The organism is Flavobacterium enshiense DK69 (assembly GCF_000498495.1).
In the GTDB taxonomy this organism is placed as follows: domain Bacteria; phylum Bacteroidota; class Bacteroidia; order Flavobacteriales; family Flavobacteriaceae; genus Flavobacterium; species Flavobacterium enshiense.
Map to the genome: position 1 here is coordinate 102,299 of NZ_AVCS01000015.1, position 20,373 is coordinate 122,671.

A 20,373-nucleotide genomic window follows, 5' to 3' on the forward strand; every position below is an offset into this window, starting at 1 on the left:
AAATAGATAGTTTGACTATGACCCCATACATAGAAATTGCAGGTAGGAAAGTAGGACAGGATTTTCCCCCTTTAGTAATAGCCGAAATAGGAATTAACCATGAGGGTTCCCTTCAAGTAGCCAAAGAGATGGTAGATGCTGCTTTTAGGGCAGGTGTTGAGGTAGTGAAGCATCAAACTCATATTGTTGAAGACGAGATGAGTGGTGCAGCCAAAAAAGTGATTCCTGGAAATGCAGATGTTTCGATTTACGAAATCATGGAGCGTTGTGCTTTAAACGAAGAAGAAGAATTGGAATTGAAAAATTATGTGGAATCAAAAGGCATGATTTTCATTTCTACTCCATTTTCCAGAGCTGCAGCTGAACGATTGAAAAAAATTGATATCCCGGCCTACAAAATTGGTTCGGGAGAATGCAATAATTATCCCTTATTGGAGCACATAGCTTCATTTGGTAAACCTGTTATTTTAAGTACTGGAATGAATACTATAGAGAGTATTCGAAAAGCGGTTGCCATTTTCGATAAGCATGCTATTCCGGTAGCACTGTTACATACTACCAATTTGTATCCAACACCAATCCATTTGGTGCGTTTTGGCGCGATGATGGAGATGCATAATGCTTTTCCGGATAAAGTTTTCGGATTATCTGACCATACTTTGAATAATAATGCCTGTTTAGGATCTGTTGCCTTAGGGGCTTCTATTCTGGAGCGTCACTTCACTGATCATATGCAAAGAACAGGTCCGGATATTGTCTGCAGTATGGATGAGCAGGCATGCCGGGAGTTGATTTTGAACAGTGCTGAAATGGCATTAATGCGTGGAGGGACTAAAAAACCTGCTAAGGAAGAACAAGTAACTATAGACTTTGCCTTTGCAACGGTTTGTTCCATAGCTCCTATAAAAGCCGGAGAAGTGTTCACAAAAGAAAATATTTGGGTTAAGCGACCGGGAACAGGTGAAATTTTAGCTGAACATTTTGAAGGGTTAATTGGTAAGAAAGCAATAAAAAATATCGAGAACGATCAGCAGTTGGATTGGAGCGACATCGAATAATAATGAAGAAAAAAATACTGTTTCTAACAGGCACACGGGCTGATTTTGGAAAAATAAAATCTCTAATTCAAATTTTGGAGACTCACCCGGATTTTGAAGTGTTTGTATTTGTGACCGGGATGCACCTGCAAAAAGAATATGGTTACACATTGCTGGAAATAGAGCGATGTGGTTTTTCCAATGTACACACTTTTGAAAATCATACGCACGAAACGACCATGGATCTGACTTTGGCTAAAACCATAGAAGGTTTGTCGCTATATGTAAAAGAATGTAATCCGGATATGATTATTATTCATGGCGACCGAGTGGAAGCACTTGCTGGAGCTATTGTCGGATCCCTGAACAATATTTTGGTCGGACACATTGAAGGAGGAGAATTGTCAGGTACTATTGATGAATTGATCCGTCATTCCACAAGCAAAATGAGTCACGTGCATTTTGTTTCCAACGGTCAGGCCAGGAAACGATTGGAGCAAATGGGGGAACTGACAGAATCCATATTTTCAATAGGTTCTCCGGATGTAGATGTCATGTTCTCAAATACTTTACCGGATTTAATTACGGTTAAGGATTATTACGAGATACAATTTGAACAATATGCAGTGGTTATGTTTCATCCCGTTACAACCGAAGCTAAATTCATGGAACAGTACGCAAATGATTTTGTAAGTGCATTATTAGAGGATGACCATAATTATGTTGTTATCTATCCGAATAACGATTTAGGAAGCCAGGCTATTTTAAAAGCGTATGAAAGGCTTAAAGGGAATCCGCGTTTTAGGGTTTTTCCATCTTTGCGCTTTGAGTATTTTCTAACTTTATTGAAAAAATCACAATTTATTATAGGAAACAGTAGCGCGGGTATCCGTGAAGCACCTTATTACGGCCTGCCAATCATCAACATAGGAACCCGTCAGCAAAACAGAGCACTTCATGCGGATATCATCAATGTTGATTACAATAAAAAAAGTATCGAAGGGGCGCTCAGGATAATAGATTTTCATAAAACCCTGCCGTCGTCAGCTGATTTTGGCAAAGGTGACAGCGCACAATTATTTTTGAAATCATTGGAAAAAGGCGATATTTGGCAGCTGAATCACCAAAAACAATTCAGAGACATATAATGCTTTTTAATTCTGTTGATTTTTTATTTTTCCTTCCTTTAGTTTTTGCCATTTATTGGACAGCTAATAAAAAAAGTTTGTCTCTGCAAAATCTGTTGTTGCTGATTGCCAGTTATTATTTTTATGCCTGCTGGGATTGGCGATTTCTTTTTTTACTAATGTTTTCAACAGGATTGGATTATTTCACAGGTTTGAAGATGCACGATGCTCCCAACCAGAAACTAAAAAAGTTTTGGTTTTGGTTAAGTATAGGTATTAATGTTGGTTTTTTGGGGGTATTTAAGTATTATAATTTCTTTGCTTCTTCATTTGCTGAACTTTTATCAGGTTTTGGTTTTCAGATTAATTTATTGGTACTGGAGGTGATTTTACCTGTAGGTATTTCCTTTTATACTTTTCACGGGTTATCCTATGTTATCGATATTTACAAAAAAAGAATTGAGCCTGAACGCGATATAGTGGCTTATTCTTTATTTGTGAGTTACTTCCCCCTTTTGGTAGCCGGTCCTATTGAGCGAGCTACTCACTTATTACCGCAAATAAAAAGGAAAAGGGTTTTTAATAGCAATTTAGCCATAGATGGTGTGCATCAAATAATCTGGGGATTGTTTAAAAAAGTTGTGATTGCTGACAGTTGCGCAATTTATGCTAACGAAATCTTTGGAAAATATGATAGTGTAAATTCCTTGACTTTATTCATGGGAGCATTATATTTTACATTTCAGATTTATGGTGATTTCAGTGGATATTCAGATATCGCTTTGGGGACATCTAAGTTATTCGGAATTAATTTGTTGCGTAATTTTAATTTTCCGTATTTTTCCAGAGATATAGCTGAATTCTGGAGGCGATGGCATATTTCATTATCTACTTGGTTTAGAGATTATTTGTATATCCCTTTGGGAGGCAGTCAGGGAGGAATGAAGATGAAGGTAAGGAACACTTTTATTATTTTTTTGGTAAGTGGTTTTTGGCATGGAGCGAATTGGACATTTATTGTTTGGGGGCTTTTAAATGCGGTTTATTTTTTACCACTATTACTGACAGATAGAAACCGAATCAATATGGAAATAGTTGCAAAAGGGCAGATATTGCCATCTTTTAGAGAGTTTTTGAGCATGTTGACAACATTCTTTTTGGCTGTGATTGCTTGGGTCTTCTTTAGATCTGAAACGGTCGGGCAGGCAATAATTTATCTGAAAAGGATGTTTTCTTTAAATTTTTCCGGAGGGGTTCAGTATTTATCTATAGAGAGGTATTCCGTAGAATTATTGTTTCTAGTGCTCTTCTTTATGTTTTTTGAATGGATTTCACGTGAGAAAGAGCATCCTTTTTTCGGGAAATTGAAGTGGGTTAAATTAGTGATCGTAATTGTTGCTTTGGTTGCCTTTGGAGTATACTCTCAATCAAGTGATTTTATTTATTTTCAGTTTTAATGAAAAGGTTTATAAAATATTTGGTATTGGTTTTTATTACGGTTGTTGGATGCATGTACGTGTTGGATTATGCGTATACTTATGTTTATCAGTATTCTGCACCGAGAAATAAGACACAATATCTGTTTCAGTTAAAGCATGAAAAATTGGATTTTGTTTTTTTAGGATCTTCCAGAGTTCAAAACCATATCGTTACGGAGTTGGTTGAATCTCAAACATCTAAGAAGGCATTGAATTTAGGGGTTCAGGGCGGAAGACTTGATGATGTTTTTTTAATGCTGAAAATTTTAAAAGAAAATGAAGTTTTTCCAGAAAAAGTTTTTATTCAAGTAGATTATCTCTATAATTTCGAGGGACCATCTGTAATTGTAGGATGTGAGTCGTTGCCTTATATTAAAACAAATCCGATCGTTAAGGAACATATTAAAGAAAACAATCCCTCTTTTGCATTCAATTACTATATCCCTTTTTATAGATATGCCTCTAATGATTTTAAAATAGGGTTTAGGGAGTTTTTTTGTTCATTGTTAGGAAAAAAAACCAAATTGAACTTGGAAGATGGTTTTGAAGGGAAAAACGAGAAATTTAAAGATATAAATTACAAACTACCAGATTCCATTATTCAAAAAAATACTGTTTTTATTAAAATTGACGAGTTTTGTAAATTAAACAATATTGATATAACTTATTTTTGTGCTCCTTTTTGCTCCCGTGTATATGACTCTGATTTTATTGAAAAGTTAAAAGTTAAAATACCAGAACTGAAGGATTTTTCAAAATCAATACCTGAGGAGAAATATTTTAAAGATTGTGGGCATTTAAATGAAAAAGGGGCATATAAGTTCACACAAATGTTAATTGATGAGTGTATCAATGAAAAAAAATAAAATTTTTATTTTACTTCCTGACGGGGTAGGGCTTCGCAATTTCGCATATGGTAATTTTCATGGATTGAGCAGATCCTATGGATTTGATATAGTGTATTGGAACAACACTCCTTTTGATTTATCGGCTCTTAATTTTCGAGACATTAAAATTGAAAATTGTCAGCTCCATCCTTTAACGGATATATATAAGAATTCTCGCAAACATATTGAATTAAATCAATTTGAAAATCGTTTTAATGATAATATATACAATGGATATCGATTTCCATTCAATACCAAGACCTTTAAAAGCAAGATAAAAACGTTTGCTTCTAAATGCCTCATAAAACTGAATGATTCTGAAAAAGGAATTGTGATCGTAAGTAATAAAATGAAGGCATTAGAAGAGTCAACAAAGTATTTTGAAGATTGCCTGAGTGTTTTAAAAAGAGAAAAGCCCGATATGGTTTTTTGTACCAACCAAAGACCAGTCACTGCAATCGCTCCAATTCAGGCAGCTAAGAGATTGAACATTCCTACCGCAACTTTTATTTTTTCTTGGGATAATTTACCCAAAGCAACTATGGTTGTGGAAACCGATTATTATTTTGTATGGAGTGATTTGATGCGGCAAGAATTACGAAAATATTACCCATTTATAAAAGATAGTCAGATTTTTGTTACCGGAACCCCGCAGTTTGAGAATCATTATAATCCTGATTTGCTTAAAACCAGAGAAGAATTTTTCAAGGAGAATAATCTTGATTTGAATAAAAAATACATTTGTTATTCCGGTGATGATGTAACTACCTCACCAAATGATTCCAGATATTTGGAAGATGTGGCTTTTGCGGTCAGGGAATTAAATGAAGAAGGGGAAAACATTGGAATTCTTTTCAGGCGATGTCCAGTTGATTTTTCCAACCGATTTGATGATGTCCTGGAAAGATTTAAGGATGTGGTTGTGCCGGTTAATCCAAAATGGGAGAAGATTGGAGTAAATTGGGATGCTGTTTTACCAACACCGGATGATTTAATCCTGCAAACCAACACCATAGCTTATACTGAATTTGTAATAAACTTAGGTTCATCCATGGTGTTTGATTATGTAGCTCGTAAAAAACATTGTGTTTATGTTAATTATGATGTTGAAAATCCGATTGATAAGGATTGGAAAGTAGTACAGCCCTATAAATATGTTCATTTTAGATCCATGCCTTCTGATAAATCGGTAATATGGTTTAACAATGTTGGAGAGATTAAGATAAAAATAAAAAATTTGCTGGCTCAAAAAGATGTGTCGTTAAAAGATGCCGAAAATTGGTTTGAAACAATCAATCAACATCCGCCTTTTGAGGCATCGAAAAGAATTTGGGAATCAATTAAAAAAATTGTTGAATGAAAATAGCTTTTCTTACCCCGGAATATCCTCATGTTAGAACAGGAAAATCAGGAGGAATTGGGACTAGCATAAAAAACTTAGCTGTTAGCCTGATCTCAAAAGGTGTTTCGGTTAGGGTTTTGGTTTACAATCAGAATGAGGATGAAGTTTTTGAAGAGAATGGGGTAATTATTCAGCGTATTAAAAATATAAAGATTAAAGGACTTTCAAGATATCTCACTCAAAAGAAGATCGAGAAACTGATAAATGGGTTGTATGATGAGGGGCAAGTGGATTTGATTGAAGCCCCGGACTGGACAGGGATGACTTCGTTTATCCAACCAAAGGTTCCTTTAATTGTCAGATTAAACGGTTCGGATACTTATTTCTGTCATTTAGATAACCGTCCGGTAAAATGGTTAAATAAGTTTCACGAAAAAAGAGCACTTAGTAAAGCAAAAGCTCATATATCTGTGAGTACTTTTACTGCAATGATGACCAATAAGGTTTTTGGATTTAACATAGACTTTACAGTCATTCCTAATGGAGTTTCGACTGCACTTTTTAAAAGAAATAAAGCGGATTATGATTCTGAAAACAAGATACTTTATTTTGGGACATTAATTCGGAAAAAAGGAGCTTTCGAGTTACCTCTTATATTTAATGAGGTGATTAAAAAAAATCCAAATGCAGAACTTTTCTTGGTAGGAAGTGATAGTGGAGATATAAAAACGGGTAGTAATTCAACTTGGGCATTAATGCAGCCGCTTTTTAACGAGAAGGCTTTAAAAAGGGTTCATTATTTGGGGAAGGTTCCTTATGAAGAAGTGCAAAACCACATAGCCGAGACAACAGTCTGTATATTTCCTACTTTTGCGGAAGCTTTGCCGGTTTCTTGGTTGGAAGCTATGGCTATGGAAAAGGCAATTGTAGCCTCAGATATTGGTTGGGGAAAAGAGATAGTTGATGATCAGATAAATGGTTTTTTAGCACATCCGACAGACCACACAAAAAATGCTAATTGTATCTTGGAACTGCTGAATGATAAAATAAAGAGACAGGGAATAGAAAGGATGGCCCGCCAAAAGGTTCTGAATCATTTTGATAGCTCAGTTGTGGCGGATGAGAGTATCCAATTTTATAAAAAAGTAGTCGATGATAATAGTTTATCATAAAAATGATACAATAAGCAGTGTCTTTGATTTTGATGCTCAGAAAGTTGTTGAATGTGAGGAGGTGGTCGTTTCGAAAGGGCTTTTGGTTTTAGCTGAAAGATTCCCTGACCGATTATTAGTTTGGTGTTATGATGAAGCGAAGAAATCACTTAATGTTCCTGAGATTGTTTCGCTTTTTCATCATGAAAAAATGCTAATGTCTTATAATCCAGTATCAAATTACCTACCAGATGCTATTGGTTATGCTGATGAAACCGTCAACATCAATGTTAATAAGCGAGTTACATGTCCAACTTGGCAAATGTCCGGTATGGTTGGAGGGGTTGCAGCAGTTGTTTTACTTTCGGTAAAAGAACATTTAAAGACGGATGTGGATTTTGATTATTTTTTAACTTCTGCAGCTAAATTATTGGTGACTTTTGGAATTTTTTGTTATTCCGAGCCAAAGTTGTTGACTTCAGAAGCAATTTCTTTTTACAATAAAGAAGCATCGGATTACACGCTTTTTAAATTCGTTAAGCAACATTACAGAGCTAGATGGGTTTTCTTGTTGTTTTTAAATTTGTTCCTTTACGAAAGAAGAATTCTTTTACTTCCTTTTTTGAATTCCTTTTTTTACAACAAAAGAAAACTGGAAGGTAAAAAATTGAGTGCACTAAAAGTTCAATCTTCAAAAAAGGTCTTAACAAACAAGGAATTGGATGTTATTATTCCCACTATTGGAAGAAAAACTTATTTGCATGATGTGTTAAAAGATTTTTCCAAACAGACGCTTTTGCCTAAAAAAATAATTATAGTGGAACAAAATCCAGAAACAGGCAGCACATCCGAGCTTGATTATCTGGATAATGAGCATTGGCCTTTTTCGATAGAACATATTTTTATTCATCAGGCAGGTGTTTGTAATGCCCGTAATTTGGCTTTAAGCAAAACCGAAAGTGAATGGGTGTTTTTGGCTGATGATGATAATCGTTTCGAATCTGATTTACTAGAAAAAGTATTCGATAATATTGAAACATATGGTGTTGAAGCTGTAACGACATCTTATTTACAGAAAGGGGAACGGATGATAAACAATTGTCCTATACAATGGGGTACTTTTGGTGCCGGAAATAGTTTTGTTAAAAGAGCTTATTTAGAAAAGGTGAGTTTTAATATGGCAATGGAATTCGGGTATGGTGAAGATGCAGATTTCGGGATGCAAATTCGAAATCAAGGCATTGATGTCATTTATTTTCCACAGCCTGAAATTCTTCATCTTAAGGCTCCTGTCGGCGGGTTTCGTACTAAACCCGTTTTAGCATGGCATAAAGATGCAATTCAGCCTAAGCCTTCTCCCACGGTGATGCTTTTTAGATTATTACATCACACTCCAGAGCAATTATTAGGGTATAAGACCACATTGTTTTATAAACATTATAAACATCAAAATATAAAGAAACCTATCAAGTATATCCGTTTTGTCAATAAGCAATGGAGTAGAAGTGTGCATTGGGCCAATAACCTGAAGAATAATTCAATATGAAGTTTACCTTAATAATCTGTACGCACAAACGACCGGAGGCACTTTATAAACTGTTGCAATCGGTTGTAAGTCAGACTAGATATCCTGGTGAAATCATAATTGTAGATGGTTCCCCTGATGAGTTCACTAGGGATATGTTGAGCCAGAATTCATTTGAAAATTTGAAATATTATCTAGTGCCAGCTGAACATCGGGGATTGACTAAGCAGCGAAATTATGGAATTAAAAAAGTGGATTCATTAAGTGAGATTGTTTGTTTTTTAGATGACGATACCATTTTAGAACCCAATTACTTTGAAGAGATAGCTAAAACTTATGTGTCCAATCCACTAGCCTTAGGGGTAGGAGGTTATATTACAAATGAAGTGAGCTGGACAAAAATAGAATCCAACCATGTTCCATGCATAAAAGAATTTTATTATGACGGATGGAAACGTAAAGAAGGTAGCAGATTTGTCTGGAGAAAGAAACTTGGGTTAGACAGTAATCGCCCGCCAGGATATCTGCCTGAGTTTTCCCATGGAAGAAGTATCGGTTTCTTACCACCTTCAGGTAAGGTTTATGAAGTAGAGCAATTGATGGGAGGAGTTTCTTCATTTCGTAAAGGAGTTTTTGATCATTTTCAGTTTTCTACCTATTTTGAAGGTTATGGATTGTATGAAGATGCTGAATTTACTCTTAGACTATCTAAAACAGGTAAGTTGTTTGTAAACACATTAGCGAGACTGGGGCACTATCATGATTCAGCAGGCCGGCCAAATAAATTCAGTTATGGTAAAATGGTGGTGCGTAATGGTTGGTTTGTTTGGCGTGCAAAGCATTCCGCTCCCTCTTTAAAATCTATATTGAAATGGCATTTAATTACTTTACTATTAACTGCCATAAGAATGGGGAATGTTTTAACTACCACAAAACGAAAAGAAGCCTTCACTGAGTCTGCGGGTCGTTTATTAGGCTGGATTTCTCTTTTTTTTAGTAAACCAAAACACCGTTAATGAAGTTTGCAATATATACTCATGTGAATCATGTGCATAAAGAAGGAAAGATTTATGGATACGGACCATATATTCGTGAAATGAATGTTTGGCTAAATTATGTGGATGAAGTTGAAGTGGTTGGACCTTTTACAGATAGGAATGTTCTCGAAATTGATTTAGCATATAGGCATTCCAGGTTGCAATACCGTAGGATACCGCTTTTTAGTTTAACATCGAAAAGTGAAATTTTAAAAACTTTTTTTAAGCTACCAGTTTTGTTTTGGGTAATCTACAAGAGTATGAAAAGGGCAGATCATTTGCATCTTCGTTGCCCTGGTAATGTTGGTTTGATTGCTTGTCTGGTTCAAATATTGTTTCCTTCTAAAATAAAGACAGCTAAATATGCTGGTAATTGGGACATGAAATCTAAGCAGCCTTGGAGTTACCGCTTTCAGAAATGGATTTTAAATAATACTTTTTTAACAAGAAACATGCAGGTCCTGGTGTATGGCGAATGGGAGAACTGCAGCAGGAATATAATGCCTTTTTTTACAGCGTCATACAGCGAAAAAGACAAGAAAGATGTTCAGATAAGAAAGCTTCTAGTTCCAAGTGAAAACCGTAAAGAACTGATTAAGTTTCTATTCGTCGGAACATTGTCTGAAGGGAAACGGCCGTTCTATGCAGTACAGCTGGTTCAGGCTTTAAAGAATAAAGGATATGCTGTTACACTTGATATATATGGAGAAGGAAACCAAAGAGCTATAGTAGAAGAATATATAAACGCACAGCTCTTGAAGGATACTGTGATTTTGCATGGCAATAAAAATGCAGAAACTGTTTTAAATGCCTATCAAGAGAGCCATTTTTTAATTCTTCCTTCCAAAAGTGAGGGTTGGCCTAAAGTAGTTGCCGAAGCAATGTTTTGGGGGTGTGTTCCTGTTGCAACGTCTGTATCCTGTGTCCCATTTATGGTCGATAGAGGGAATAGGGGGGGGCTACTTACTATGAATCTTATAGAAGATGTGGAAAATTTAATGTTTTGTATTGAAGACGATTTAATTTATGAAAAAATGGCCTCTAAAGCCATGGATTGGTCTCGCCAATATACGCTTGATTATTTTGAATCTGAGGTTAAAGCCTTATTGAAAGAAGAGGACAAACTTTAAAAAAGTAAGAAGAGTTGGGATTAAAAAATAGGAAAAAGTGAGAATACTTCAGTTAATAGATAGTCTAGAAGGAGGGGGAGCTGAACGCATGGCGGTGAATTATGCCAATTCCTTAGCGGATCAAATTGCCTTTTCGGGTTTAATTGCCACGCGTAAGAAAGGGCTGTTGGAAGAACAGTTACATCCAGATGTTAGTTTTACTTTTTTGAACAAACAAGGGATGTCAGATTGGAAAGCACTGTGGAACTTACGTCAGTTTTGTAAACGGCATCAGGTTCAGTATATCCATGCACATAGTTCTTCTTTCTTTTGGGCGGTTTTGGTAAAATTAACATTGCCTAAGATTAAAGTCATTTGGCATGACCACTATGGAAACAGTGAGTTTTTGGAAAAGCGAAAAGCAATGTTACTTAAGATAGGATCATTGTTTTTTTATAAGATCATTGTTGTAAATGAGTTGTTATTGGCTTGGGGACTTAAAAACCTATTCTGTAAAGAAGTACTCTTTTTACCAAATTTTGTGTTGTTAACAAAAGAAACGGCTCCTATTGATTTGAAAGGAAATACAGGAAAAAGAATCCTTTGTCTAGCTAACCTCAGACAACAGAAAAATCACGAAATGTTGCTTGATGTGGCTCTTAAAATTAAAATAAAATTCCCTGAATGGACTTTTCATTTGATAGGGAAAGATTTTCATGATGAATATTCCAAAAGTTTGCATGAAAAGATTGTTCGTGATGGATTAGAAAAAACAGTTTTTATCTATGGTTCTTCTAATGCCATAGTCTCTGCAATTGAACAGTCAGATATAGGAGTATTAACATCCTTGTCTGAAGGACTTCCTGTCTCATTATTAGAGTATGGTTATTTCGGTTTACCTGTATTGGTTACAACAGTTGGAGAAATTCCAAAGTTGATAAATGAGAGTAATGGCTTGTTGGCTGATTCTGAAGATGTTGGGTCTTTTGTTGATTCTTTAGAAACACTTATTGTGAGTAGTGATTTGAGGGCGAGTTTAGGAGAGCAACTGAAAAAAACTATACATTTAAAGTATACAGAAACAGCAGTTGTTGATAGTTATTTGAAATATATTCAGGATGGAAAATAATAGAAGCAATTATACATCATTATTGATGATACATATAGGCATTGGTGTCCTGCTTTTTATTGTTCCCTTTTTGAGTAAAATTTTCAGTATATCTATTTTTGGTTTTGGGGTTTATTATCTTATAAAAACTCAAAATAGGAATAATGAAGCTTTGGTTTTGTCTGCTTATGTGATGAGTGTTGAGGTGTTGTTGCGTATGACCAACGGGATGCATTTTAATGAGTATGGAAAATACTCTATTATTCTTTATATGCTGATGGGAATGTTTTTTACAGGATTTAAGAAAAGTTCTGCAATGTATTGGATATTTTTATTATTACTTGTTCCAGGAATAATTTTGTCAACATTTACTTTGTCATATCAGGTTGATATCCGAAAGGCAATTGCTTTTAATATTTCAGGACCTGTTTGTTTGGGGATTTCGGCAATATATTGTTACCGAAGACAAATTAAATTTGACCGCCTTATGGATGTTCTTACAGTATTTGGTTTTCCCTTGATTTCAATTCTTACTTATGTGTATCTGTACAATCCAAGTATTAAGGATACAATAACTGGTACGCAATCCAATTTTGAAACTTCTGGAGGGTTTGGTCCAAACCAGATGTCCACTATATTGGGTTTTGGTATTTTTATCTTTTTTGTACAGTTTTTGTTGCGTTCGTCTACTACAAAACTGAAAGTTATTAATGGTGGACTAGTATTGTTGTTTGCTTTTCGAAGCATTGTTACTTTTTCTCGTGGAGGAGTTATGACGGCGGGCGTGATGATTGTTCTGTTGCTGATAGTCTTGTATTTTCAAACCAATGTGCGAGGACGTTTCAAACTTATGCTGATTTTGGTTTTTACTGTTTTTGCTGCGTTAGGGGTTTGGACTTACAGTTCCTTGCAAACCAGTGGAATGATTGACAAACGTTATGCTAATGAAGACGCCCGAGGAAGAAAAAAGCAAAGTGCACTTACCGGAAGAGAGCGACTAATCGAATCGGAGTTTGAGATGTTTATGGAGAATCCCATATTGGGTATCGGGGTCGGAAAGAATAAGGAATACCGTGAAGAAATGACCGGTATAGAAGCTGCTTCCCATAATGAGATCACCCGCATGATGGCTGAACACGGGGCGTTGGGAATACTCTGTCTATTAATATTGTTATTTACACCAATGGTATTGTGCCTCGATAATCGTCAGCATATTTTTATGTTGTCTTTTATGGTTTTCTGGCTCTTAACCATTAATCACGCCGCGATGCGACTGGCTGCGCCAGCCTTTATTTACGCTCTTGCACTTTTAAAAGTTACAATAAATGAAGAACCTGTTGTACATAGGGAACAAACTGTCGGGTCACGGATTGAATAAAACCTCAATCGAGACATTGGGGGCTTTTTTGGAGCAGGAAGGCTATCAGGTTTTCTTTTTCTCTTCCAAGAAAAACCAAATTGTTCGTTTGCTGGACATGTGTTTTGCGGTGGTTTCCAAATCCCGAAAGGTTGAATTTGTGATTATCGACACTTATAGTACTTCCAGTTTTTGGTACGCTTTTGTCACCAGTCAGTTGTGCAGGTTTTTCAGATTACCTTACGTGCCAATACTTCGGGGAGGTAATTTGCCGCAACGTCTTAAGGCAAGCCCGAGACTTTCGAAAATGGTTTTTAAATATGCTTATCAAAATGTGGTGCCTTCTTATTATCTTTTAGAAGCATTCAGGAAAGCCGGTTTTGAAAATCTCATATTTATTCCCAATACCATTGAAATGGGCAACTATCCATTCAAGCAAAGGGATGAGTTGCGACCGAAGTTACTTTGGGTGCGCGCTTTTGCTACGATTTACAATCCGAAAATGGCGGTGGACGTATTGTATGAATTGCAAAAAAAATATCCTGAAGCTGAATTATGTATGGTAGGCCCGGATAAAGACGGAAGCATGAAAACAACGCAAAGTTATGCCGAAGAGAAAGATGTTTCTGTTCATTTTACCGGCCGTTTGTCCAAAGAAGAATGGATTTTGCTTTCATCGGATTACGATATTTTTATCAATACCACACATTTTGATAATACCCCTGTAAGTGTTATGGAAGCCATGGCGCTTGGATTTCCTGTGGTTACAACGAATGTAGGAGGAATTCCGTTTCTTTTAAATGACAATGAAGATGCATTGTTGGTAAAGGATAACGATGTGAAAGGTATGGTAAGGGCGGTTGAAGATCTGATAACACAATCTGAGATTTCCCAAAGGATCACGAATAATGCAAGAAAAAAAGCGGAATCCTGGGATTGGGAAGTGGTGAAGGAACAGTGGATGTCCTTGCTGCAATGATTTAGGAGCCCCCTCCTTCGTAGGAAGGACAGGTGCCATGATGGCAGTGAAGTGAGGATGAGAGAGATTCCACAATTTTTTTGTTAATTGTTACAGACTAGTGTTTTTCTTTATAATTATTTGTTAATTTGCGGCGACACTTAGGGAAGATGATAAAAAACAAAAAAATACATTTCGAAATATCCGAGCGAAAGATTCTTCTTCGTGGTTTTGATGTATTGTTAGTGCTTCTGACCTTGTATCTTTTGGGGATTTATCTCGAATTTGATTACTTCAGCATTTCCATACACAGTTATTATTGGACCTTTATTTTGGCGTTCTATACGTTGTTTTTCGGAACTATATTTGAAATGTATAACCTTCAGGTGGCCGGTAGCCAGTTGCAGGTTATTAAAAGTATTATCCTAACTGCTACGACAACCGTGTTCGTATACTTGCTGACGCCTGTTTTTACTCCGCCATTGCCAAAAAACAGACTACAGATCATATTTTTCTACGTCGCTATTTTAGGCGCCTTGTTTTTATGGCGTATGTTCTATCAGAAGTTTTTGGCTTCGCATCATTTTTATAAAAAGGTGCTTTTTCTGGCCGATGATAAAACAGTTGAAGATTTAGTCGGTGAACTTGAGAAGGCCGACCCAAACTACAAAGTAATGGGATATTTGAGTACAAGGGAATCGCATAAGCGAAAAGTGAATCTAGCAAAAATACTTCCGGAAGACCTTGAGTTGTTTATTTTGGAAAATTCTATATCGGAAATTGTAATTGCCAATAAAGCAAACGAGGAAGTCCCTGTTGCGGTTTATGATAAGTTATTGTCGTTTTTGGAACGAGGTATTGTCATACGGGAGTATTCCCAAGTGTATGAAACGAGTACCTACCGACTTCCTGTTCAGTTTTCTGAAAAAGATTTTTACAAGTATTTTCCTTTCAGCAGAAGCAATCAGAATAAATTGTACGTCTATACTAGTCGTTTGTTTGACATTGTAGTAGCGCTGATGGGGTTATCTATTGGTTTGCTCCTGACGCCTTTACTGCTGGTCGGGAATTTGGTAGCTAATAGGGGAGCCTTGATTTATACCCAAGAGCGTGTAGGCAAAAACGGTGTGCCTTTCAAAATCTATAAATTCCGTTCAATGGTAACCAATGCAGAGGCTAACGGAGCGGTATTTGCCACTGCGAACGACACCAGAATTACCCCTTTTGGGAAGTTTTTGCGAAAAACCCGAATCGACGAATTTCCTCAGTTTGTCAACATTTTAAAAGGGGATATGGCAGTAATAGGGCCACGTCCAGAGCGCCCTGTTTTTGTGAGCCAGATTGCCGAAATCATGCCTTTTTATCAGACACGCCACGTTATCAAGCCCGGACTTACCGGGTGGGCTCAGGTAAAACATTCTTACGGGGAAACTATCGAAGATAGTCTGATTAAACTGCAATACGACCTGTATTATATCAAACATCGCAGTTTGTTCCTGGATGTGAATATTGTCCTGAAAACACTCAGTACCGTTTTGTTTTTTAGGGGACAATAATTTAGATCTTTAGAATTTAAGAAAATTAGATTTTAGGGATAAGAAATAAGGGATAAAGGAAAAAGTGGTTGACTTTTTAGAATTTTAGAAAGTTAGAATTTTTGAAGCGAATGGTTTGGGCTTTTTTGTAAACCATGTTCCTGCTGTACGCTTTATCTTTTGTTCCGCGGGTCTCCACAAAAGGATATCGCTCCCATCCGGGCTAAAAGAGATACTTTAAAACCTTCTAAGTGCTTAATGATGCCTAAAAAACATGTAAAAATCTATATACTGGTTTCAGATTTTGTTTCGTAAGAACAGATTGTCTTCCGGAGATAGCCCTAAACCGTAGATTTTTTTACTTTCCAAAGAGAAACTAATGTTGCAGCGATTATAGGAAGCATCATTACTAAATGAGCCTTGTTGAGCATGTAAACAACATAAATCCCAATACAGCCAACACTCACAACTACTAAGCGGTTAGTCCAAATCGTATTTTTTCGGATTGCAAACCAAATTAACGGAATGTAAAGCGGACTCATGACTAATGCGTTGTAATTCCACAATACTTCCTGATGAAGAGAATACAATCCCACTAAAGAAAAGAAAAGGCCCATCATTCCCGCAACAGCTAAATATACAATTGCTGCGGTTTTATTTTTGTAAGCGATATAAGCTATAGCTAACAAGGCAAGTGCAAAAGTGTAAATGTTATTCCAAAGCGATTTTTGTGCACCGTTTTGCTGACTTTTAAAAACTGTTGCCGTATTCGTGCTTAATTTTTCACCATCAATTTTTGTCTGTTCAATGCCCTGTAATAATTCGATTGGAAGGAATAACTGGTCGCACTGTTTGTCGGTCTTAGCCCCAAACATCAAGTTAATTCCTAAATTTTCATAGAATTTATCCGTTTGATAATCGTAAAGGATCTGGCGGTATTTTTTTTGTGTATCAGGAACATTGGTCGAAATCGGCTGCGGCAGTACTTTGTTTATCACATCGCGTACCATTGTGGTGCAATTTCGGTCTATGAATTTATATGTGTAGAAACGTTTATCAGAAGCCAAAACGTCGCTTAATTCAGTATAAATCTTTTGTTTTTGCGACTGGGTGAGGTTTAGTTTCTGTTCGAAAATATCGCGGTTGTCATATACATAACTGTAATTGAATTCTTCAAAACTGCTGGTGCTAACAAAGTATTCCAAATCACCTTTTACGAATTTTCCGTAAAAATTGGGTGTGGTGAAGTCGAAAGTTCCATAATTATAAACAATGTCGATATTGTTTATAGGGTCATTAATGCGAAGCGCTGTGTGTCCGTACAAAGAATACAATTCTGCTCCAGTTCCGCAGGTGAGCAGGCTTACTGTAGCTTTTTCTGATAAATTGGCATTTTGTGCTCCTGCCGAGGTAATAAAAAAGAAAGCGATCAGTAAATATTTGAAAAACCTAACGGATGAAAAATGTGATATCATTATCTGAAAATACCTAAATCAACTTTTAGTGAAAAAATATTGGAATATAAAGCAGCACTCTGGTCGCCTAAATCAGTCAAGGCATAATCTACCTGAATGCCTTTGTATTTGAATCCGATGCCGATATTGGGCTGGAAGCTTATTTTTTCTGAGTCCAATATATCCAACTGATTCTGGAAATTACCCACACCACAGCGAAGGAATACCAAATCAAGATACCCGCCTTCCAATCCGATGGCGGGGTCAATGCTCACCAAGTTTGATGAGAAGATGTCGTTGGTTCGTGCAAACTGCATGTTTAGGTTCGCTGCCGTCAAAAGACTGTAGTCATAGTGGAAAATAAACTTTTTGGACATTCCTAATTGTGCCTTTGGTAAAGTAACTTCTGAAGTTTCCGGAGCTTCCTGATTTTCACCAGGAACAGCATCTTTTATTTTTTGGAACTCCTCGTCGTTTATTGCCCAAGTGTTGTATGTGGTAGTGATATCGCGAAGCATTAGTCCGAATTTCCATTCGTCCTGTGTTTCATACTGTAATCCCAGATCAAATCCAAAACCCCATGAACTGGCAAAATCACCTATTATGCGACGTATGATTTTTGCGTTTATGCCATAGTTGAATCCCTGAACCGGAAGGGCTCTTGCGTACGACACCGTAACAGCATAATCAGCCGCTGAAAATAAACTGATGCGGTTATAATCGACATTGCCCTGACTGTCTATAAGTTGGGTGGTATTTAAGATGTCATCCACTCCAAAACGGATTAACGATACTCCGACAGCGCTTCGGTCATCCAATGGCATAGCAAAAGCCGCATAATCGTATTGGGCGATGTTAGCAAAATAGCTGGCATGCATTAACGAAAGCTGATTGTCTTCCATTTTTAAAAGTCCGGCGGGGTTCCAGTATCCGGAATTAACATCGGCAGTATGGGATACCACCGCATTCGACATGCCCAGTGCTGCAGCATCTACACCAATGCTCATGAATTCGTTGGAGTATTTTCTAACAACCTGTGAGTGAGTGATTACCGATATAAAAAGCACCAATAAAAGGCAGGTCTTTTTCAAAGTCATTTGTTATTACTAATGTGAAACAAGCCAGAGTGATAATTACTTACAAAATGTTTTTAATATGCGTATCCTTTCTGCTCTGCGCAAATATAGTATAATAAGATGAAACGGACATTAAAAAACATTCTTTCAAATTGTTGCAATAAGGACACAGTGCTTGATTATATGGTAGCAACAACTTTATTCGTAAGAATTAAAAAACTCAATTACTAAACTCCATTTTATATTAACTTATTGTATAACTTTGTGTCAGTTTAAAAAGAAAACGCATGTCATTTAAAAAACAGATTCCAAATCTTATCACCTTCTTAAATCTTACCGCAGGACTTTTGGCCTTGATACACGCTTTTAATGGTAGTTATAATGAAGCGTTTTCCTTAGTGTGCCTTGGTATCTTTTTTGATTTTTGGGACGGTTTTTTTGCACGTATTTATAATGCACAGAGTGCTTTGGGCGTACAGTTGGATTCGCTTGCCGATATGGTAACCAGCGGAGTTGTTCCTGGGGTAGTTATGTATAAAATGCTGTCTGATATTCAGGAGAACCAAGATATTTATACCTTAACGCCTGAAACCAATTACATGGCAATTGTGCCTTACATCGGTTTCATAATCACGATTGCATCATGCTATCGTTTGGCAAAGTTCAATATCGATACGCGCCAAACGGATTCTTTCATCGGATTGCCAACACCTGCGAATGCATTGCTGATCATGAGTATTCCGATGATTTTGTTTGCCAATCAGTTTGAGTGGCTTTCAGATATTTTAAGCAATCCTTTTTTTCTTGTCGGCTTAAGTTTTTTAAGCGCTTATCTGTTAAACGCCGAAATTCCTTTGTTTTCATTGAAAGTGAAGTATTTCAGCTGGGAGAAAAATAAACTTCAGGTGTTCTTTTTAGCCGTTTGCGTAATATTGTTGGTGGCGTTCCAGTATTTGGCCATTCCACTGATTATTCTTTTTTATGTATTGCTTTCGGTGATTAACAACAAAGTCTTAAACAAGCAGGTTTAATTCATGAGACGCGTTTCTGCAAAGAAAACTCCACCGAAAAGAACATCACGGTCAAAATCTTCAAAAACAGGAAAAACTCCTTTTGGACGATTATTGTTATTTACTTTTGGAGTGCTTTTCGTGGTTTTGTTTGTCGGAGTAGTTTATAATTACCGAAACGGACTGCTTTATTATCTTGGGTTTAAAACCGATAAAAATGTAAACGAACTCACCGAAGACGAACGTGAAATTGAGGATATCCGCATTTTTGAAGTCCTAAGCAGACATGATACCCAACTTGTAGGTTTTGATGTTTCCGAATACCAGTCGGAAATAGAATGGGGGAAAATAGATAAGATAGAAGAAGAGTTTCCATTGTCTTTTGTTTTTATCCGGGCCACCGCCGGAAGTGCCAAAACGGATTCGCGATACAAGGAAAACTGGGAAGCAGCCAAAGAACATTATTTTGTCCGGGGAGCCTACCATTATTATCGTCCTAACGAGAATTCTATCGCTCAGGCTGAAAATTTTATTCGAACCGTAAAACTCAAAAAAGGAGATTTGCCTCCCGTACTTGATATTGAGAAATTACCCAGAAAACAATCTGTCGACAGTTTGAAAGTAGGCTTACGCCGTTGGTTAAAGCACGTCGAAAAACATTATAAGGTAAAGCCGATTATTTATTCCGGAGAGAGCTATTATACCGATTTTCTAAAGAAAGAATTTAAAGGGTATCCATTGTGGATTGCCAATTACAATTTTTTTGTGGAACGGATTCAGAAAGATTGGCATTTTTGGCAGTTTACCGAAAAAGCACAAGTTCCTGGTATAAAAGGAATGGTTGATGTTAATGTTTTTAATGGAGACAGCGAAGATTTGAAAGCGCTTTGTATTCAGTAATTGGGGATAAGAGATAAAAAGCTAGGATTGGTGATTAGTAATCAGTGTTACCACGAAAATAAAGAAAAGAGTCATTCCAAAGAATAAAAGAACGGCTTTGGTGTTGGCGAAATTGATGGTCCAGCCCATCCATTCGATTTTTTTAGGAACCATGCCGCGAGTGTCTTTCGGATTGTAATAGAAAATTCCCCATTTCCAGTTGTTAGGGTCTTTGTGCCAATTGTCCAAAGTTTCCTTGTCGGGATTTTCCATTTGCTGTTATAAGATATAGGTTTGCTTGCT

General features: G+C 36.6%; 18 protein-coding genes. 15 read left to right on the forward strand and 3 right to left on the reverse strand.

The window, feature by feature from the left end; genetic code table 11:
* The first annotated feature begins 17 nt into the window (after positions 1-17).
* From FEDK69T_RS10425 to FEDK69T_RS10485, 13 genes are all read left to right on the forward strand, one after another.
* On the forward strand, positions 18-1,058 hold the full coding sequence (locus FEDK69T_RS10425) for an N-acetylneuraminate synthase family protein (RefSeq protein ID WP_035629618.1): 1,041 nt from the start codon (positions 18-20) through the stop codon (positions 1,056-1,058).
* A 2-nt stretch (positions 1,059-1,060) separates the two neighbouring features.
* Positions 1,061-2,185: a UDP-N-acetylglucosamine 2-epimerase gene (gene neuC / locus FEDK69T_RS10430; RefSeq protein WP_023574128.1), complete on the forward strand. Its 1,125-nt coding sequence runs from the start codon at positions 1,061-1,063 to the stop codon at positions 2,183-2,185.
* A complete protein-coding gene (locus FEDK69T_RS10435) occupies positions 2,185-3,621 on the forward strand; it encodes an MBOAT family O-acyltransferase (RefSeq protein ID WP_035629621.1) in 1,437 nt (478 codons plus the stop codon). Before neuC ends, FEDK69T_RS10435 begins: the two co-directional genes overlap by 1 nt.
* A 146-nt stretch (positions 3,622-3,767) precedes the next feature.
* Complete coding sequence (locus tag FEDK69T_RS10440; RefSeq protein WP_131494724.1) at positions 3,768-4,508, forward strand: hypothetical protein; 741 nt, start codon at positions 3,768-3,770, stop codon at positions 4,506-4,508.
* Positions 4,495-5,889, forward strand: coding sequence for a UDP-N-acetyl glucosamine 2-epimerase (locus FEDK69T_RS10445; RefSeq protein WP_035629627.1), 1,395 nt, complete (start codon positions 4,495-4,497; stop codon positions 5,887-5,889). The genes FEDK69T_RS10440 and FEDK69T_RS10445 overlap by 14 nt, the downstream gene beginning before the upstream one ends.
* Positions 5,886-7,043 carry a glycosyltransferase family 4 protein gene (locus FEDK69T_RS10450; RefSeq protein ID WP_035629629.1) on the forward strand — a complete coding sequence of 386 codons (1,158 nt, stop codon included), beginning with the start codon at positions 5,886-5,888 and terminating at the stop codon, positions 7,041-7,043. Before FEDK69T_RS10445 ends, FEDK69T_RS10450 begins: the two co-directional genes overlap by 4 nt.
* A complete protein-coding gene (locus FEDK69T_RS10455; protein ID WP_035629631.1) occupies positions 7,024-8,568 on the forward strand; it encodes a glycosyltransferase family 2 protein in 1,545 nt (514 codons plus the stop codon). The genes FEDK69T_RS10450 and FEDK69T_RS10455 overlap by 20 nt, the downstream gene beginning before the upstream one ends.
* A complete protein-coding gene (locus tag FEDK69T_RS10460; protein WP_035629633.1) occupies positions 8,565-9,563 on the forward strand; it encodes a glycosyltransferase family 2 protein in 999 nt (332 codons plus the stop codon). Before FEDK69T_RS10455 ends, FEDK69T_RS10460 begins: the two co-directional genes overlap by 4 nt.
* Positions 9,563-10,714: a glycosyltransferase gene (locus FEDK69T_RS10465; protein WP_035629636.1), complete on the forward strand. Its 1,152-nt coding sequence runs from the start codon at positions 9,563-9,565 to the stop codon at positions 10,712-10,714. The genes FEDK69T_RS10460 and FEDK69T_RS10465 overlap by 1 nt, the downstream gene beginning before the upstream one ends.
* A gap of 37 nt (positions 10,715-10,751) precedes the next feature.
* Positions 10,752-11,822, forward strand: a complete 1,071-nt coding sequence (locus FEDK69T_RS10470; protein ID WP_023574135.1) for a glycosyltransferase family 4 protein — start codon at positions 10,752-10,754, stop codon at positions 11,820-11,822.
* Positions 11,812-13,179 carry an O-antigen ligase family protein gene (locus FEDK69T_RS10475; protein WP_035629639.1) on the forward strand — a complete coding sequence of 456 codons (1,368 nt, stop codon included), beginning with the start codon at positions 11,812-11,814 and terminating at the stop codon, positions 13,177-13,179. The genes FEDK69T_RS10470 and FEDK69T_RS10475 overlap by 11 nt, the downstream gene beginning before the upstream one ends.
* On the forward strand, positions 13,127-14,137 hold the full coding sequence (locus FEDK69T_RS10480) for a glycosyltransferase family 4 protein (RefSeq protein WP_035629642.1): 1,011 nt from the start codon (positions 13,127-13,129) through the stop codon (positions 14,135-14,137). The genes FEDK69T_RS10475 and FEDK69T_RS10480 overlap by 53 nt, the downstream gene beginning before the upstream one ends.
* A 149-nt stretch (positions 14,138-14,286) precedes the next feature.
* Positions 14,287-15,672 carry an exopolysaccharide biosynthesis polyprenyl glycosylphosphotransferase gene (locus FEDK69T_RS10485; protein WP_023574138.1) on the forward strand — a complete coding sequence of 462 codons (1,386 nt, stop codon included), beginning with the start codon at positions 14,287-14,289 and terminating at the stop codon, positions 15,670-15,672.
* Between the two features lie 320 nt (positions 15,673-15,992).
* Here the strand turns inward: FEDK69T_RS10485 and FEDK69T_RS10490 are convergent, their stop codons facing one another.
* Together FEDK69T_RS10490 and FEDK69T_RS10495 are read right to left on the reverse strand one after the other, a co-directional pair.
* Entirely contained in the window at positions 15,993-17,126 is a 1,134-nt protein-coding gene (locus tag FEDK69T_RS10490; protein ID WP_051385124.1) for a lipoprotein N-acyltransferase Lnb domain-containing protein, read from the reverse strand.
* Entirely contained in the window at positions 17,126-18,196 is a 1,071-nt protein-coding gene (locus FEDK69T_RS10495) for a putative type IX sorting system protein PorV2 (RefSeq protein ID WP_023574139.1), read from the reverse strand. The genes FEDK69T_RS10490 and FEDK69T_RS10495 overlap by 1 nt, the downstream gene beginning before the upstream one ends.
* 272 nt (positions 18,197-18,468) lie before the next feature.
* Between FEDK69T_RS10495 and FEDK69T_RS10500 the strand changes: the two genes are divergently transcribed.
* Both FEDK69T_RS10500 and FEDK69T_RS10505 read left to right on the forward strand, forming a co-directional pair.
* Entirely contained in the window at positions 18,469-19,212 is a 744-nt protein-coding gene (locus FEDK69T_RS10500) for a CDP-alcohol phosphatidyltransferase family protein (RefSeq protein ID WP_023574140.1), read from the forward strand.
* 3 nt (positions 19,213-19,215) lie between these two features.
* Positions 19,216-20,091, forward strand: coding sequence for a glycoside hydrolase family 25 protein (locus FEDK69T_RS10505; protein ID WP_023574141.1), 876 nt, complete (start codon positions 19,216-19,218; stop codon positions 20,089-20,091).
* Positions 20,092-20,112: 21 nt separating this feature from the next.
* Here FEDK69T_RS10505 and FEDK69T_RS10510 read toward each other — a convergent pair whose 3' ends face one another.
* On the reverse strand, positions 20,113-20,343 hold the full coding sequence (locus FEDK69T_RS10510; RefSeq protein WP_023574142.1) for a DUF5808 domain-containing protein: 231 nt from the start codon (positions 20,341-20,343) through the stop codon (positions 20,113-20,115).
* Between the last annotated feature and the right edge of the window lie 30 nt (positions 20,344-20,373).